At 55.6% G+C, this 13377-nt stretch carries 15 protein-coding genes and 1 tRNA gene; 14 read left to right on the forward strand and 2 right to left on the reverse strand.

Features of this window, described 5'->3' with window-relative positions; all coding sequences use genetic code 11:
* The first annotated feature begins 284 nt into the window (after positions 1–284).
* The 4 genes from FEM03_RS14200 (at position 285) to FEM03_RS14215 (ending at position 3385) form a co-directional block, all read left to right on the forward strand.
* Positions 285–370: transfer RNA gene (locus FEM03_RS14200), tRNA-Tyr, on the forward strand.
* A 270-nt stretch (positions 371–640) separates the two neighbouring features.
* The gene (locus FEM03_RS14205; RefSeq protein ID WP_138086945.1) at positions 641–928 is read left to right on the forward strand and encodes a hypothetical protein; all 288 of its coding nucleotides are present in this window, start codon (positions 641–643) and stop codon (positions 926–928) included.
* Positions 929–1300: 372 nt separating this feature from the next.
* Positions 1301–2884, forward strand: a complete 1584-nt coding sequence (locus FEM03_RS14210) for a S10 family peptidase (RefSeq protein ID WP_138086946.1) — start codon at positions 1301–1303, stop codon at positions 2882–2884.
* Between the two features lie 12 nt (positions 2885–2896).
* Positions 2897–3385: an OsmC family protein gene (locus tag FEM03_RS14215; RefSeq protein ID WP_138086947.1), complete on the forward strand. Its 489-nt coding sequence runs from the start codon at positions 2897–2899 to the stop codon at positions 3383–3385.
* A gap of 66 nt (positions 3386–3451) precedes the next feature.
* On the opposite strand, the gene FEM03_RS14220 is transcribed toward FEM03_RS14215, so the two are convergent.
* Both FEM03_RS14220 and FEM03_RS14225 read right to left on the reverse strand, forming a co-directional pair.
* The gene (locus tag FEM03_RS14220; protein WP_138086948.1) at positions 3452–3868 is read right to left on the reverse strand and encodes a hypothetical protein; all 417 of its coding nucleotides are present in this window, start codon (positions 3866–3868) and stop codon (positions 3452–3454) included.
* 184 nt (positions 3869–4052) lie between these two features.
* On the reverse strand, positions 4053–4796 hold the full coding sequence (locus FEM03_RS14225; protein ID WP_138086949.1) for an AraC family transcriptional regulator: 744 nt from the start codon (positions 4794–4796) through the stop codon (positions 4053–4055).
* A 12-nt stretch (positions 4797–4808) separates the two neighbouring features.
* Here FEM03_RS14225 and FEM03_RS24445 point away from each other — a divergent pair, with 12 nt between their 5' ends.
* The 10 genes from FEM03_RS24445 (at position 4809) to FEM03_RS14265 (ending at position 13370) form a co-directional block, all read left to right on the forward strand.
* Entirely contained in the window at positions 4809–4958 is a 150-nt protein-coding gene (locus FEM03_RS24445; protein ID WP_166442861.1) for a hypothetical protein, read from the forward strand.
* A gap of 30 nt (positions 4959–4988) precedes the next feature.
* Entirely contained in the window at positions 4989–5162 is a 174-nt protein-coding gene (locus FEM03_RS24450; RefSeq protein WP_166442862.1) for a hypothetical protein, read from the forward strand.
* On the forward strand, positions 5159–6202 hold the full coding sequence (locus FEM03_RS14230; RefSeq protein ID WP_166442863.1) for a TIM barrel protein: 1044 nt from the start codon (positions 5159–5161) through the stop codon (positions 6200–6202). The genes FEM03_RS24450 and FEM03_RS14230 overlap by 4 nt, the downstream gene beginning before the upstream one ends.
* A gap of 48 nt (positions 6203–6250) precedes the next feature.
* A complete protein-coding gene (locus FEM03_RS14235) occupies positions 6251–7081 on the forward strand; it encodes a class I fructose-bisphosphate aldolase (protein ID WP_138086951.1) in 831 nt (276 codons plus the stop codon).
* A 26-nt stretch (positions 7082–7107) separates the two neighbouring features.
* Complete coding sequence (locus FEM03_RS14240; RefSeq protein ID WP_138086952.1) at positions 7108–8235, forward strand: Gfo/Idh/MocA family protein; 1128 nt, start codon at positions 7108–7110, stop codon at positions 8233–8235.
* Positions 8235–9047 (forward strand): ABC transporter ATP-binding protein, encoded by an 813-nt coding sequence (locus FEM03_RS25620; protein ID WP_138087145.1) that lies wholly within the window; start codon positions 8235–8237, stop codon positions 9045–9047. Before FEM03_RS14240 ends, FEM03_RS25620 begins: the two co-directional genes overlap by 1 nt.
* A 130-nt stretch (positions 9048–9177) precedes the next feature.
* Positions 9178–10194, forward strand: coding sequence for a carbohydrate kinase family protein (locus tag FEM03_RS14250; RefSeq protein ID WP_138086953.1), 1017 nt, complete (start codon positions 9178–9180; stop codon positions 10192–10194).
* On the forward strand, positions 10187–11563 hold the full coding sequence (locus FEM03_RS14255) for an FAD-binding oxidoreductase (RefSeq protein ID WP_138086954.1): 1377 nt from the start codon (positions 10187–10189) through the stop codon (positions 11561–11563). The genes FEM03_RS14250 and FEM03_RS14255 overlap by 8 nt, the downstream gene beginning before the upstream one ends.
* Positions 11564–11572: 9 nt before the next feature.
* Positions 11573–12898 (forward strand): (Fe-S)-binding protein, encoded by a 1326-nt coding sequence (locus FEM03_RS14260; protein ID WP_138086955.1) that lies wholly within the window; start codon positions 11573–11575, stop codon positions 12896–12898.
* The gene (locus tag FEM03_RS14265) at positions 12885–13370 is read left to right on the forward strand and encodes an RNA methyltransferase (RefSeq protein WP_206171011.1); all 486 of its coding nucleotides are present in this window, start codon (positions 12885–12887) and stop codon (positions 13368–13370) included. The genes FEM03_RS14260 and FEM03_RS14265 overlap by 14 nt, the downstream gene beginning before the upstream one ends.
* Positions 13371–13377: the final 7 nt, after the last annotated feature.

Below are 13377 nucleotides of genomic sequence, written 5' to 3' on the forward strand. Positions count from 1 at the left end.
ACGGGCTCCTTGCATTCCGAGCCCGCCGAAGCAATGATGACCCCCTAACCACGGTGTCACACCTAATGAGTCAACGACACCCTCTTTCCTACACCTCCCCGGTGTCATTTACTTTTGAGGCAACAAGTGGGAATGGAAGAGGGGTGAATTCATAGAGCAAAAACCGCAGGCCAGATGCTCGGAATTAAAAAAACCAAGCCGTGTTGAATGGATAAAATGAATTTCCTCTTGCATTTGTTGATGGTCCCTCCTAATTAACGGTCCGCATCGCGCAAGCGAGCAATGGGTAGGTGCCCGAGTGGCTAAAGGGGGCAGACTGTAAATCTGCTAGCTTACGCTTACGCTGGTTCGAATCCAGCCCTGCCCACCATTTCATCACGTTGGTTCAGACACGAGCTTAAACGGCAGGCTGAGAAAGTCAGACTACGGATTTTCACAGGCCTGGCCGGGACAAATGAATAACCTGGCGGGATCGGTTCAATGTTTTGTCTATGGTCCATTTTGGGTTCCTGATCGAAGGTGTTAAACAGGAATTTGGTGATGTTCTTTTGGACATGCATGAGGGGATGCAAAAAATTCATCAATGGATTTAGTTGCGTAATCCTTATCATTGCGTAAATCTCTATAAGCGCCTCTGATCGTGGCGGTGATTCAAGCTTTCGGGGGTTTGCTTGAGTTGCCATGTCCATTGTCAGGGGCGCGGTTTTTTGGTAGCATTGTTGTCATGGGGATCGACGAAGTTAACGCATGCGCCATCGTGACGATCAATCGTTTCTACGACAAGAATGGCAGGCGGCCAGGGAGTCTTTTCATGGGACCGCAGGAGATCGAGGTCTTTCGGACACACAATTCTGGTGTTGAGTTGAATTTCTTTGGGATTCCCGTTGAGCCTATGGAACTGCCAGGGGTGATGGCGAAGGACGAATGACCCAAAAAACGCCATCGCCGCTTGATTGTCTCGGGGATGGCGCCTTCAAATGGCAAAGCTCGAATTGATGTTTCAAGCTCAGGCGTTTTTTGGACGCATCATGATCGCCGGATTAACGGCGATGAATTGGACAAGGTTCCTTGCGACATCAGTGCCAAAAAATTGGCTGACGTCTTTCTATGAGTTTTCACCAGCTTCAATGCTCACTCGGATCGACCAAGTTCAGTCCTGAAGGATCCAAACGAGCACGTCTGGTGAAGGGAGACGGTGGATGCGATGCCGGCATAAGCAATGCGTTTGTGAAGTTTTCGGATTGGAGGTCGATGAGGGATTTTGCATTGCAAAGCTGAATGAGTGCAGTCAGCGTTGGGGATGCGCGCATGGATTTTGTCAGCAGTGATTTTTGTGATTGGGGATGCCACCGTCCTGGCAGAGGCTCCCAAACCAGTTCCGAATGAGGTGGCGGCTGAAGCCAAGGCCGAAGCGGAAGCCAAGGCCGAAGCGAAATCGGTGGAGGATGCGCCCGAAGAGAAGTCGGGATCAAAGTCGAAGCCGGTGGAGACCAAGCACTCGGTGACGATCAATGGTCAGCCGGTCAGTTACACCGTCAAAGCGGGCAAGATGCCGATCAAAGATGCAGAAGGCAAATCCACCGCAGAGATATTTTACATGGCCTACACGAAGGATGGAGTGGGGGACAAGGCCAGTCGTCCAGTAACCTTTTCGTTCAATGGTGGTCCGGGGGCTTCGTCGGTGTGGATGCATCTGGGGTTGTTGGGTCCGCGACGTGTGAAGCTGGAGGATGATGGCAGCGCACCTCCACCGCCTTATCAATTGGAGGACAATGAGCACTCATTGCTTGATGAGACGGACCTGGTGTTCATTGATCCGGTGGGCACGGGATACAGTCGCGCAACGAAGCCGGAGGAAGCGAAGAAGTTCCATGGAGTGCAGGAGGATGCGCGCAGTGTAGGCGAGTTCATCCGCTTGTATGTGACGCAGAATTTGAGATGGCCATCGCCGAAGTTTTTGATTGGGGAGAGTTATGGGACGACGCGTGCGGCGGCGTTGAGCACTGAGTTGATGAACCGGCATCGGATGAATTTGAACGGGATCATGCTGGTGAGCACGGTGTTGGATTTTCAGACGATTGCGGCTGGCGGCAACAATGATCTGGCGCACGTGTTGTTTTTGCCGAGCTTCACGGCAGCGGCGTGGCATCATGGGCGGCTTGATGCGGGATTGCAAAAGCTGCCTCTGGTCGATGTGCTGGCGGAATCGGAAAAATTTGCAGCGGGTGACTACCAGTTGGCTTTGTTTCAAGGGACATCGGTTGCACCTGAATTCAGAGCGAAGGTGGTCACCGAAATGGCGCGGTTGACGGGATTAAAAGCGGACTATGTGGAAGCAGCCAATCTTCGTCCGACGCTGGCAAGGTTCAGTGTGGAACTGTTGCGCGACAAGCATTTGCAGATTGGGAGGTTTGATGGTCGGTATACCGGGTTCGTGCAGGACCGGTTGACGGAAACTTATGAGCGGGATCCTAGTGCTGATGCGATTTTTCCGGTGTTTGCGGCGACCTTTAACCAGTATGTCCGTGAAGAGTTGAAGGTGGAGGAAGATGAGCCGTATGAGGTGTTGGCGAGGTTGGGACTGTGGAATTGGAATGCAGAGAACGAGTATCTCAACGTTGCGGATGAACTGGCAGGGACGATGATGCGCAATCCGTATTTGAAGGTGCATGTCTCGGCGGGATATTCGGATTTGGCGACGCCTTATTTTGCGGCGGTGCATACGCTGAACCATTTGAAGATTGCGCCGGAATTGCGCAAAAATCTGGTGGTCGATTATTATGCGGCGGGGCACATGATGTTTCTGAACAAGGCGGATCTGATCAAGCAGAAGGCGGACCTGGCAGAGTTCATTCGTGGCGCGGTTGAGGTTCCGGCAAAGTAATAGCTGATCGGTATGGCGCAGCATCGCGTTAGCATCAAATGGGTCAATGAAGGACCCGATTTTTTGAGGCGGCTGTATTCTCGGGAGCACACGTGGCATTTTGATGGGGGAGCAGTGGTGGCGGCTTCGCCTTCGCCGTTGGTGGTGCCTGCGCCGTGGTCGAACGCGGAAAATGTGGACCCTGAAGAAGCCTTTGTGGCTTCGGTGGCGAGTTGTCACATGTTATGGTTTTTGCACGTGGCCGTTGATGCGGGATGGTTGGTGACGAGTTATGAAGATGCGGCGATTGGGACCATGGTGAAGGATGCAAATGGCAAGTTGTGGATATCTCGGATTGTCTTGAGACCCAAGATTGTCTGGGGTGGGCCAAGGGTGCCTGATGCGGGTGAGGTGCATGCGCTTCATCACCGTGCGCATAAAGAGTGTTTTATCGCCAACTCGATCAAGACCGAAGTGGTGGTGGAGCCATGGGGCGGTGGGACGTTTGATGAAGAAAAGTAGAAGGGCCGTCCCGGCCCTTGGTTTCGATTGAAAGGCTCGGGACGAACCTTCTACTTTTTTGGGAGCTTATTCCCAGCTTGTGATGTTGTCGTCCCAAGTGAGGGGGTCCTGGTCGGGGCCGGAGGAGTAGATGATGGTCTTTGAGTTTAGGACAGGCGATGATTTTTTGGGTGAAGGGTCGGGATTTGGGATCTGTTGATCGGCGTCGGAGTCCACAAGGATGTAGTAGGGTTGTCCCCATGAATCGACGAATGATGCTGGTTGGTGATCGGGTATGAGACCTGATGAGTTACCTTTGCGGATGTTGGGTTCGAAGAATATGATGTTTCTTGGGTTGTCGATTTTGTTTTGGGCCATTAGTGACTGTATCAGCGGACCTTGACTGCGAGCTGGAGTGGTTTCGCTGGAGGGGGATTGCAGTGCTCCGGGGGGAAGGTTGTATTCGACCTGGTAGCCGTTGATGGCGATTTCCAGGGCTTTCATTGAATTTCGATTTCGCAATTTTTGGTGCTCAATCTTCGAGATGCGGCCTGTGCCGACCGGAACGAAGAGAGATATTAGAAACAGAAGAGAGAGAAGACCGCCTACGGCGAATATGATTTTGCTGTTCATGAGCACGAATGTTTCTTGAATCTAATAAATCATGAGTTGGAGTTTCCTCACAAGCTCAATCTTTTGCGGCGATGTTGAGTCGATAATCCTTGGGACTGCACTTTAAAACTTTTCGGAACATGCGGTTGAAGGAGGAGAGATTGTTAAAACCGTTGGAGAAGGCGATGTTGGTGATGGTTTCGGTGGTGGTGGTGAGGTCGCGGCAGACGGATTCGAGTCGGACTTGGTTGACGAAGGCGGAGAAGGTTTTACCGGCGTGTTTGGGGAATTGACGGGCGAAGGTGGCGCGGCTCATGTTGGCGAGTTTGAGGACTTGTTTAAGGGGGATGGGGTCACGGAAGTTTTTTAAGACATGGCGGATGACGCGTTCGATGGCGGGTTGATGGATCTGGACGGAGGCGAGGTCGAAGGGTCGGGTGGAGAGGCGTTGCTGGTCGCGTTTGGGGGATTTGGCGAGATGATGGAGGAGTTGGATGAAATGGCTGAGGCGTTCGAGGGAACTGGAATGGGCGATGTTTTCGATGAGGGTGACGATGGTGGTGGCGGTTTTGCCGGTGAAACGAATGCCGTGGGCGGTTTGAGGCCAGAGGGGTTTTAGAGATTGGGATTCGGGGAACTGCCAGAAGGGATGATTGGCTTCGAAACGCCATTGCAGGGCGTAACCGGTGGAGTGATGCAGGCCGCGCCAGTAGTGGGGGACGTTGGCACCGATGAGGACGACATCGAGGGATTCGAAGGGAGCGATGTGGTCGCCAACAAAACGGGTGCCGCTGCCGCGTTGGACGAGGGTGAGTTCCATCTCGGGGTGGTGATGCCAGCGGTCGCCAGTGCCGGTGACACGCTGGCGTTGGGTGGCGGAGATGAGGGAGTCGACTTCGCGCAGATTGTCCTGCCAGTGGAGAAGACGGAACGACTGCTGGGCGTCGAGGTGGATGGACTCTCGGGAAAGGATAAAGGATGAGGGCTGAAGGATGAAAAACTGACTTGGGTGATGCAGCCAGGCTGGAGCCTGGTGCTCCCAGGGGTGGGATTTTCTCAGGGGGATACGGGCTTAATGATGATGAATGAGATTATTTCATTGGTTTATGAGATTTTACCAGATGAATTTGAAGGGGGTGGGGGTGTTATGGTGGGTGAAGCATTTAATAATCTATTGATCGCATGAGCACTTCTACCATTTACCGTTTTTCGTTTGGGCCTTGGAACATTTCAGAGGGTGGAGATCCGTTTGGGCCGGAGGTGAGGTCGGCTTATGATCATGAGGCGAAGTATGCGCTGTTCAAACCAATGGGATTTGATGGGGTGCAGTTTCATGATGATGATGTGGTGCCCGGGATGGATGATCTTTCGCCGGAGCAGATCTCGCGCAAGGCAGGTGAGGTGAAGGGGATGTTGGGGAATCAGGGTCTGTTTGCAGAGTTTGTGGCACCGAGGTTGTGGTTTGCGCCGCAGACGGTGGATGGCGGGTATACTTCGAACAGTGCGAGTGATCGTCAGTATGCGTTGGATCGGACTTTGAAGACGGTGGACATTGCACGTGAGGTGGGGGCTCCGGCGGTGGTGCTGTGGCTGGCGCGGGAGGGGTCGTATATCCGCGAGAGCAAGAATGCGAAGCTGGCGTATGAGCGGATTTTGGAGACGATCAACAAGGTGCTGGATTACGACAAGGCGATTGAAATTTGGATTGAGCCGAAGCCGAATGAGCCGACGGATCAGGCTTATGTGCCGACGATTGGTCATGCGATTGCGCTGGCGTATGCGTCAAGCGATCCGAAGCGGGTGAAGGGGTTGATTGAGTCGGCGCATGCGATGCTGGCGGGACTGGATGCGTCGGATGAAATGGCGTTTGCGCTGGCTCATGACAAGCTGGGCAGTGTGCATTTGAATGATCAGAACGGGTTGAAGTATGATCAGGACAAAAATTTTGGGTCAGCGAATTTGCGGGCGGCGTTTAATCAGGTTCGGGTGCTGGAGGAGAGTGGTTATGGTAGCAAAGGGGAGTTCATTGGGCTTGATGTGAAGGCGATGCGGACGCAGCAGGGATCGCCGGTGACGGCGCATTTGACGAGCAGTCGGGAGTTGTTTTTGCATCTGGTGGAAAAGGTGCGGACTTATGATCGGGAGATCGAGCGTCAGTGTGTGGAGGCGCGGGATTATGAGGCGCTGGAACTATATGTGTTGAAGCATTTGATGGGGGTGGGTTAAATGGATTTTTGATTTACGATTTGAGATTTACGATTTGAGATTGCCTTTATGAAAGATTTTAGAATTAAGCGGTTGTTCAATGCGAAGTCGGGTCGGTGTTTTGATGTGGCGGTGGATCATGGTTTTTTTAACCAGCCGGGGTTTTTGCAGGGGATTGAGTCGATGCCGAAGGTGATTGCGACCTTGGTGGAGGCGGCGCCGGATGCGATTCAGTTGACGCTGGGTCAGGCGCGGCATTTGCAGAGTTTGCCGGGTCGGGAAAAACCTTCATTGGTGTTGCGCACGGATGTGGCGAACATTTATGGCAAGGAACTGCCGTCGGCGCGGTTCAGTTTGATGATTGAGGAGACGATGTTGCAGGCGGTGCGCGTGGATGCGGCTTGTGTGTGTGTGAATTTGTTTCAGATTCCGGGCGCTCCAGAGGTGCATGAGCAGTGTGTGGAGAACATTTTGAAATTGAAACCGCAGGCGGATTATTACGGCATGCCGATGATGATTGAGCCGCTGGTGTTTCAGCCGAACGAGAAGGCGGGCGGATACATGGTGGATGGGGATGTGGTGAAGATTTCCCATCTGGTAAGGCAGGCGGTGGAGTTGGGCGCGGACATCATCAAGGGGGATCCGACGGATGATGTATCGTTGTATCATCAGGTGGTGGAAGTGGCGGGTGGCATTCCGGTGTTGGTGCGTGGTGGCGGTCGGGTGAGTGACCGGGAGATTTTGGTGAGGACGCAGGGGCTGCTGGAACAGGGGGCGAGTGGGATTGTGTATGGAAGGAACATCATTCAGCATCCGAATCCGAAGGGGATCACGCGGGCGTTGATGGCGATGGTGCATGATGGGGTGAGTGTGGATGAAGCGCTGGCGATGATTGGTTGATGGCTGATGGGATGACTTTTTGACCTATGAAAACGATTGGTGTTGGCATTATTGGGGGTGGGTTGATGGGACGTGAGATGGCTTCGGCTTTTGCGCGTTGGTGCGCGTTGACGGATGTGGAGGTGAAGCCGGAATTGGTGGCGGTGGCGGATTTGGTGGAGGGAGTGCGCGATTGGTTTAAGGTGATCCCTTCGTGTCGGCAGTTGACGGCGGATTACAAGGAACTTTTGGCGAATCCGGAGGTGGAGGTGGTGTATGTGGCGGTGCCACATAACTTGCACGAAAAGCTTTATGTGGATGTGCTGGAGGCGGGGAAGGATTTGTTTGCGGAGAAGCCTTTTGGGATGGATTTATCATCGGCCAGAAACATTGCGGCGGCGGTGGAGAAGTCGGGAAGGTTTACGCGATGCAGTTCGGAGTTTCCGTTTTTTCCAGGGGCGCAGCGGGTGGTGGATTATGTGAAGTCAGGCAGGCTGGGTCGGGTGCTGGAGGTGGTGTCGGGTTTTCACCATAGCAGTGACCTGGATGCGACGAAGGCGGCGAACTGGAAACGGTTTAGCCGGACGTGTGGGGAGATTGGGGTGTTGGGGGATTTGGGGATGCATGCGTGTCATTTGCCGTTGCGGTTTGGGTGGCGGCCGAGTTCGGTTTATGCGCAGTTGCAAAAGGGGTATCCGCAGCGGCCGGATGGTCGCGGTGGGATGGCGGAGTGTGATACTTGGGACAATGCGATGTTGCATGCGTGGACTTCGATTGAAGGGCATGAGGTGCCGATGCGTTTGGAGATGAAAAGGCTGGCACCGGGGGAGACAAATTCGTGGTTTGTTGAGGTGCTGGGGACGGAGGGCGGGGTGCGCTATTCGACGAAGGAGCCGAAGACGTTGTGGGTTTTTGAGGGGGGCAAGGAACAGTTTTGGAAGAAGACGGACTTGGGGTTTGGGATGCCGTTCAAAGCGGTGACGGGGGGAATTTTTGAACCGGGGTTCCCTGATGTGATTCAGCAAATGTGGGCGGCGTTTTTGATGGAGCGTGAGGGGTTGCTGGGGGATCGGTTTGGGTGTGCGACGGTGGCGGAGGCGGTGGCGACGCAGGAGATTTTTGCAGCGGCGCTGGAGTCGCAGAAGGAGAAGAAGGTGGTGGTGATCCCGGCGTGATGTTATTGAACGAGATGAGTGATGTGCTGCGAGTTTCGGGGCTGCGGTATGTTCGCGATGATCGGGCGATTCTTGATGGGATCGACTGGTCGGTGCGGGCGGGGGAGCATTGGGTGGTGCTGGGGCCGAATGGGTGTGGGAAGACGTCGTTGATCAATTGCCTGACAGGCTATGAGATGGCGACGGCGGGGTCGATCCAGGTGGGGGAGGCGCAGTTTGGTTTTGCGGACTGGCGGGAGGTGCGCAAGCATGTGGGACTGGTGACGAGCACGCTGGTGTCTTATCTTGAGCCGTATGAGCCGGTGTTGGACGCGGTGGTGAGTGGTCGGGAGGCGATTCTGAATTTGGTGGGGGAGAGGGATGCGGCGTTGGAGGTTGAGGCGCGGGGGTTGCTGGAGCGGATGGGGTGCGGGCATTTGGTGGGGTCGCGCTGGGGGGTATTGTCGCAGGGGGAGAGGCAGAAGATCTTGATTTGCCGGGCGTTTATGGCGGAGTTTGAGGTGCTGATTTTGGATGAACCTTGTGCGGGATTGGATCCGGTGGCGCGGGAGCATTTTTTGGGGTGGCTTGGTGAGATGGCGGAGAGGGAGGGGGCACCTTCACTGGTGATTGTGACGCATCATGTGGAGGAGATTTTGCCGTGTTTTTCGAAGGTGCTTTTGTTGAAGGAGGGGAAGGTGCTGGCGATGGGCGGGAAGAGTGAGGTGTTGAGGGATGAGTGGTTGGGGGAGGCTTATGGGGCGAGGGTGGAGGTGGGGGTGGATGAAATTGCGGGGAGATATGGATTGAGGATTTTGGAGGTTTTGAGGTGAATGGCTGAGATACTGAGATACTGAATTATGAAGGGTGGACCTGCAATGATGCGACGAGTTGGAGACGTTCGGGACAGGCAAAATGCCTGTCTCACCCACAGGCTGAAAGCCTGTGTCACGGGAGGAGATTATGAGTGAAATGACACGCAATGGGATTTTGGCGGTCGGCAATTTTATTGTCGATGATGTGAAGTTGATCGATGCGTGGCCGGAGCAGGACATGCTGGCTTCGATTCGGTCGGAGAGGTCGAGCAATGGTGGGGGGCCTTATAATGTGCTGAAGGACTTGGCGGCAATGGGGGCGGGGTATCCGTTGCAGGCGGCGGGGTTGATTGGAGGGGATGCGCGGGGGGAGTGGATTTTACGCGATTGTGTTGGGGCGGGGGTTGGGGTGGAGCAGTTGCATATCACGGAGGAGGCTCCGACCTCGTATACCGATGCGATGACGGTGATGGCGACGGGGCGGAGGACGTTTTTTCATCAGCGCGGGGCGAATGCGTTGCTGACGGAGAAGCATGTGGATTTTGCGCGGACTGAGGCGAAGCATTTGCACCTGGGGTATCTGATGTTGCTGGATGCGATGGATGAGTTTGTGGAGGAGGAGGAAGGGCGGACGCGGGCTTCGATTTTGTTGGAGAGGGCGTTGGAGGCGGGGTTGACGACTTCGGTGGATATGGTGAGCACGGAGCATGGGCGGTTTCGGGAGATCGCGTTGAGTGCGTTGCCGTTTACGGATGTGCTGGTAATCAATGAGGTGGAAGCGGGGAAGGTGACGGGTCGGAATTTGCAGGGGGGGACCTTGGATGATTGTGTGGAGGCGGCGCGGGAGTTGATGGGGTGTGGAGTGCGGCGGCAGGTGGTGATTCATTTGCCACAAGGGGCGGTGGTGGTGGATGACAAGGGGTCGGTGGAGAGGGTGAAGTCGTTGAAGTTGCCGGAGGGGTTTGTGGCGGGGGCGACGGGGGGGGGGGATGCGTTTGCAGCGGGGTATCTGCATGGCTGGCATGAGGGATGGGATGTGGCACGGTCGTTGCAGTTGGCGGTTTGTGCGGCGGCGGCTTGTTTGTCGGATCCGACGCCGTCGGCAGGATTGTGTTCGGTGGCGGAATGTTTGAAACTGGGGGAATTGTATGGCGCTGATGTATGAAGATTTTTTGAGTTCGATTGCGGGGGTGGTGGGCGCTGATCAGGTGCTGACCGGGGATGAGGATTTGGTGCCGTATGGTTTTGATGGGACGGCGGTGTTGAAGCAGCGGCCCTTGTGTGTGGTGTTTCCGGCGGACAGTTTGCAAGTTTCGGGGTGTGTGAAGCTGGCGGCGTTGCATGCGGTGCCGGTGGTGGCGCGGGGGAGCGGGACGGGGTTGAGTGGGGGGAGTGTGCCGGTGGAGAAGTCGATGGTGTTGGTGTTGACGAGGCTGGACAAGATCCTTGAGGTGGATGAGCGGAATCTGACGTTGCGGGCGCAGTGCGGGGTGATCACCAAGGAGGTGGATGATGCGGCGGGGAGGTTTGGGTTGTTTTATCCGCCGGATCCGGGGTCGATGAAGATCTCGACGATTGGTGGCAATGTGGCGGAGAACAGCGGGGGTTTGAGGGGATTGAAGTATGGGGTGACGCGGGATTATGTGATGGGGTTGACGGTGGTGTTGCCGGATGGGCGGCTGGTGGAGTTGGGCAACAAGTGTGTGAAGGATGTGGCGGGGTATTCGATGAAGGATTTGTTTATCGGGAGTGAAGGGACGCTGGGAATCATTACAGAGGTGTTGTTGAAGTTGCTGCCGAAACCGCAGGCGCGACGGACGATGCTGGCGTTGTATGATTCGATGGAGGCGGCGGCGGAGACGGTGAGTGCGATCATTGCGGCGAAGATCATTCCTTGCACGCTGGAGTTTCTCGATCGGATGACGGTGGGATGTGTGGAGGATTATGCGAAGATCGGGTTGCCGACGGATGTGGAGGCGTTGTTGTTGATTGAGACCGACGGGCATCCGGTGGCGGTGGAGGATGAGACGGTGCGGATGCGGGACATTGCGTTGAAGTTTGGGGCGCGTGAGGTAAAGGTGGCGGTGGATGAGGCGGAGGGGGCGAGGCTGGCTTCGGCGCGGCGGCAGGCGTTTTCGGCGCTGGCGCGGGTGAAACCGACGACGATTTTGGAGGATGTGACGGTGCCGAGGAGTGAACTGGCGCGGATGGTGAAGTTCATCCGGCTGACGGCGGAGCGGCATCGGTTGTTGATTGGCACATTTGGGCACATGGGGGATGGGAATTTGCATCCGACGTTTTTGACGGATGAGCGGGACATTGAGGAGATGCACCGGGTGGAGCTGGCGTTGGAGGAGATCGTGGAGGAGACGCTGGCGGTGGGGGGAACGGTGACGGGCGAGCATGGGGTGGGGCTGGCGAAGAAGGTGTTTTTGAAAAGGCAGTTTTCGGAGGCGAGTTATGAGTTGATGCGTGAGGTGAAGCGGGCCTTGGATCCGCGTGGCTTGTTGAATCCGGGGAAGATTTTTGACTGAGACTGACTGATGGCGACGACCTTAAAACAGTTGGATTATTCGGTGCTGCAGCAGTGCATGCATTGCGGGATGTGTTTGCCGACGTGTCCGACTTATGTGGAGACGAAGCGGGAGCGGAACAGTCCGCGGGGGAGGATTGCGTTGATGCGGTCGATTGCGGATGGGGAGACGCAGGTGACGAAGTCGTTTGGCGAGGAGATGTATTATTGTCTTGGCTGTCTGGCTTGTGTGACGGCGTGTCCGGCGGGAGTGAATTATGTGGAGTTGTTTGAGACGGCGCGGGCGGATGTGGAGCGCAAGGGGGTTTTGCACACCCCGCAGCGCGGGTTTTGGCGTTGGTTGACGCTTGAGGTGCTGTTCATGCGGCCGAGGTTGTTGCGGGCGGTGGGGATGGGGTTGAGGTGGTATCAACGGAGTGGGGTGGAGAAGGTGGTGAGGGGCTCGGGTTTGTTGAGGTTGTTGCCGGAAGGGTTGAGGAGGTTGGAGCCGCAGACGCCGGTGATGTCCGCGGTGTTTTCGAACGGATTGATTGAGGAGGTGGAAGAGCCGGTGGGGGTGAGGAAATATCGGGTGGCGTTGTTGACGGGGTGTGTGCAGGATCTGGCTTTTGCGGAGGTGAACCGGGATACGGCGGATGTGCTTTTGGCGAATGGTTGTGAGGTGGTGACGCCATCGGTGCAGCCTTGTTGTGGGTCGTTGCATGGTCACAATGGAGCACCGGAACTGGCGATGGAACTGGCTCGGCGGCAGTTGGATTTGTTTGAGGTGGAATCGTTGGATGCGATCATCAGCAACGCGGGGGGATGTGGGTCTCATTTGAAACATTATGGGCCGCTGTTGAAGGAGGATGCGCGGTATGCGGAGCGGGCGAGATTGTGGGATTCGAAGGTGCGCGATGTGCATGAGTGGCTGGCGGAGATCGGTTTTCGGGTGCCAAGTGCAGGGTGTGGGGTGGAGGAGGTGACGTATCATGAGTCGTGTCATTTGACGCATGGACAGAAGGTGGTGGCGGCTCCGAGGCTGGTGCTGGGGTCGATTCCGGGATTGAAGGTGGTGGAGTTGCCGGAGAGCAACTGGTGCTGCGGGAGTGCGGGGATTTACAACATCACGCAGCCGGAGCAGTCGGCGAAGTTGTTGAAGAGGAAGGTGGAGAAGATTGCGGAGACGGGTGTGCCTGTGGTGGCGACTTCGAATCCGGGGTGTCATTTGCAGATTGCGGCCGAGTTGAAGGCGGACTTGGGAAATAAGTGCAAGTCGGTGACGCAGCCGGTGACCTTGTTGGCGCAGGCTTATCGGAATGAGAGGAGCGGAGGTGTGGTCAATGGCGAAGCTTAAGCAACAGTATGAGGCGGAGGGGTTTTACGGGATCGGCGTGCACTACGCGGAGAATGAAACGAACATAGGGACGCTGTGGCGGAGTGCCTATGTGTTGGGGGCGGCGTTTATTTTTACGATTGGACGGAAGTATAAAAAGGAGTCGAGCGATGTGACGAAGGCTTGGAGCAAGATCCCTCTTTATCATTATGAAACGTTCGATGAATTTCGGGCTCAGTTGCCGTTTGCAACGGTGATGGTGGGGGTGGAAATGGCGGAGGGGGCGATTCCGATTCAGGAGTTCGATCATCCGCCGCGGGCGGTTTATGTGTTGGGCTGTGAGAGTCGGGGACTGCCGGAGAGTGTGTTGTCGGCGTGTCAGTTTGTGGTGTCGTTGCCGGGGAGTTTCAGTTTAAATGTGGCGGTGGCGGGCAGCCTGGTGGCGTATGATCGGGTGGCAGGAAAGGGCGGGCGATTGCCCAAACGAAGATAGGGACGCT

Origin of the sequence: Phragmitibacter flavus (assembly GCF_005780165.1) — a bacterium.
Taxonomy (GTDB): domain Bacteria; phylum Verrucomicrobiota; class Verrucomicrobiia; order Verrucomicrobiales; family Verrucomicrobiaceae; genus Phragmitibacter; species Phragmitibacter flavus.

Bases quoted from the DNA above. Each gene is read 5' to 3' on its own strand.
- FEM03_RS25620 (WP_138087145.1), top strand. From the start codon at position 8,235: ATGTTATTGAACGAGATGAGTGATGTGCTGCGAGTTTCGGGGCTGCGG.
- FEM03_RS14250 (WP_138086953.1), top strand. From the start codon at position 9,178: ATGAGTGAAATGACACGCAATGGGATTTTGGCGGTCGGCAATTTTATT.
- FEM03_RS14265 (WP_206171011.1), top strand. From the start codon at position 12,885: ATGGCGAAGCTTAAGCAACAGTATGAGGCGGAGGGGTTTTACGGGATC.
- FEM03_RS14210 (WP_138086946.1), top strand. From the start codon at position 1,301: ATGCGCGCATGGATTTTGTCAGCAGTGATTTTTGTGATTGGGGATGCC.
- FEM03_RS14235 (WP_138086951.1), top strand. From the start codon at position 6,251: ATGAAAGATTTTAGAATTAAGCGGTTGTTCAATGCGAAGTCGGGTCGG.
- FEM03_RS14215 (WP_138086947.1), top strand. From the start codon at position 2,897: ATGGCGCAGCATCGCGTTAGCATCAAATGGGTCAATGAAGGACCCGAT.
- FEM03_RS14230 (WP_166442863.1), top strand. From the start codon at position 5,159: ATGAGCACTTCTACCATTTACCGTTTTTCGTTTGGGCCTTGGAACATT.
- FEM03_RS14255 (WP_138086954.1), top strand. From the start codon at position 10,187: ATGTATGAAGATTTTTTGAGTTCGATTGCGGGGGTGGTGGGCGCTGAT.
- FEM03_RS24450 (WP_166442862.1), top strand. From the start codon at position 4,989: ATGCAGCCAGGCTGGAGCCTGGTGCTCCCAGGGGTGGGATTTTCTCAG.
- FEM03_RS14220 (WP_138086948.1), bottom strand. From the start codon at position 3,868: ATGAAAGCCCTGGAAATCGCCATCAACGGCTACCAGGTCGAATACAAC.
- FEM03_RS14225 (WP_138086949.1), bottom strand. From the start codon at position 4,796: ATGGAACTCACCCTCGTCCAACGCGGCAGCGGCACCCGTTTTGTTGGC.
- FEM03_RS14260 (WP_138086955.1), top strand. From the start codon at position 11,573: ATGGCGACGACCTTAAAACAGTTGGATTATTCGGTGCTGCAGCAGTGC.
- FEM03_RS24445 (WP_166442861.1), top strand. From the start codon at position 4,809: ATGCCAGCGGTCGCCAGTGCCGGTGACACGCTGGCGTTGGGTGGCGGA.
- FEM03_RS14240 (WP_138086952.1), top strand. From the start codon at position 7,108: ATGAAAACGATTGGTGTTGGCATTATTGGGGGTGGGTTGATGGGACGT.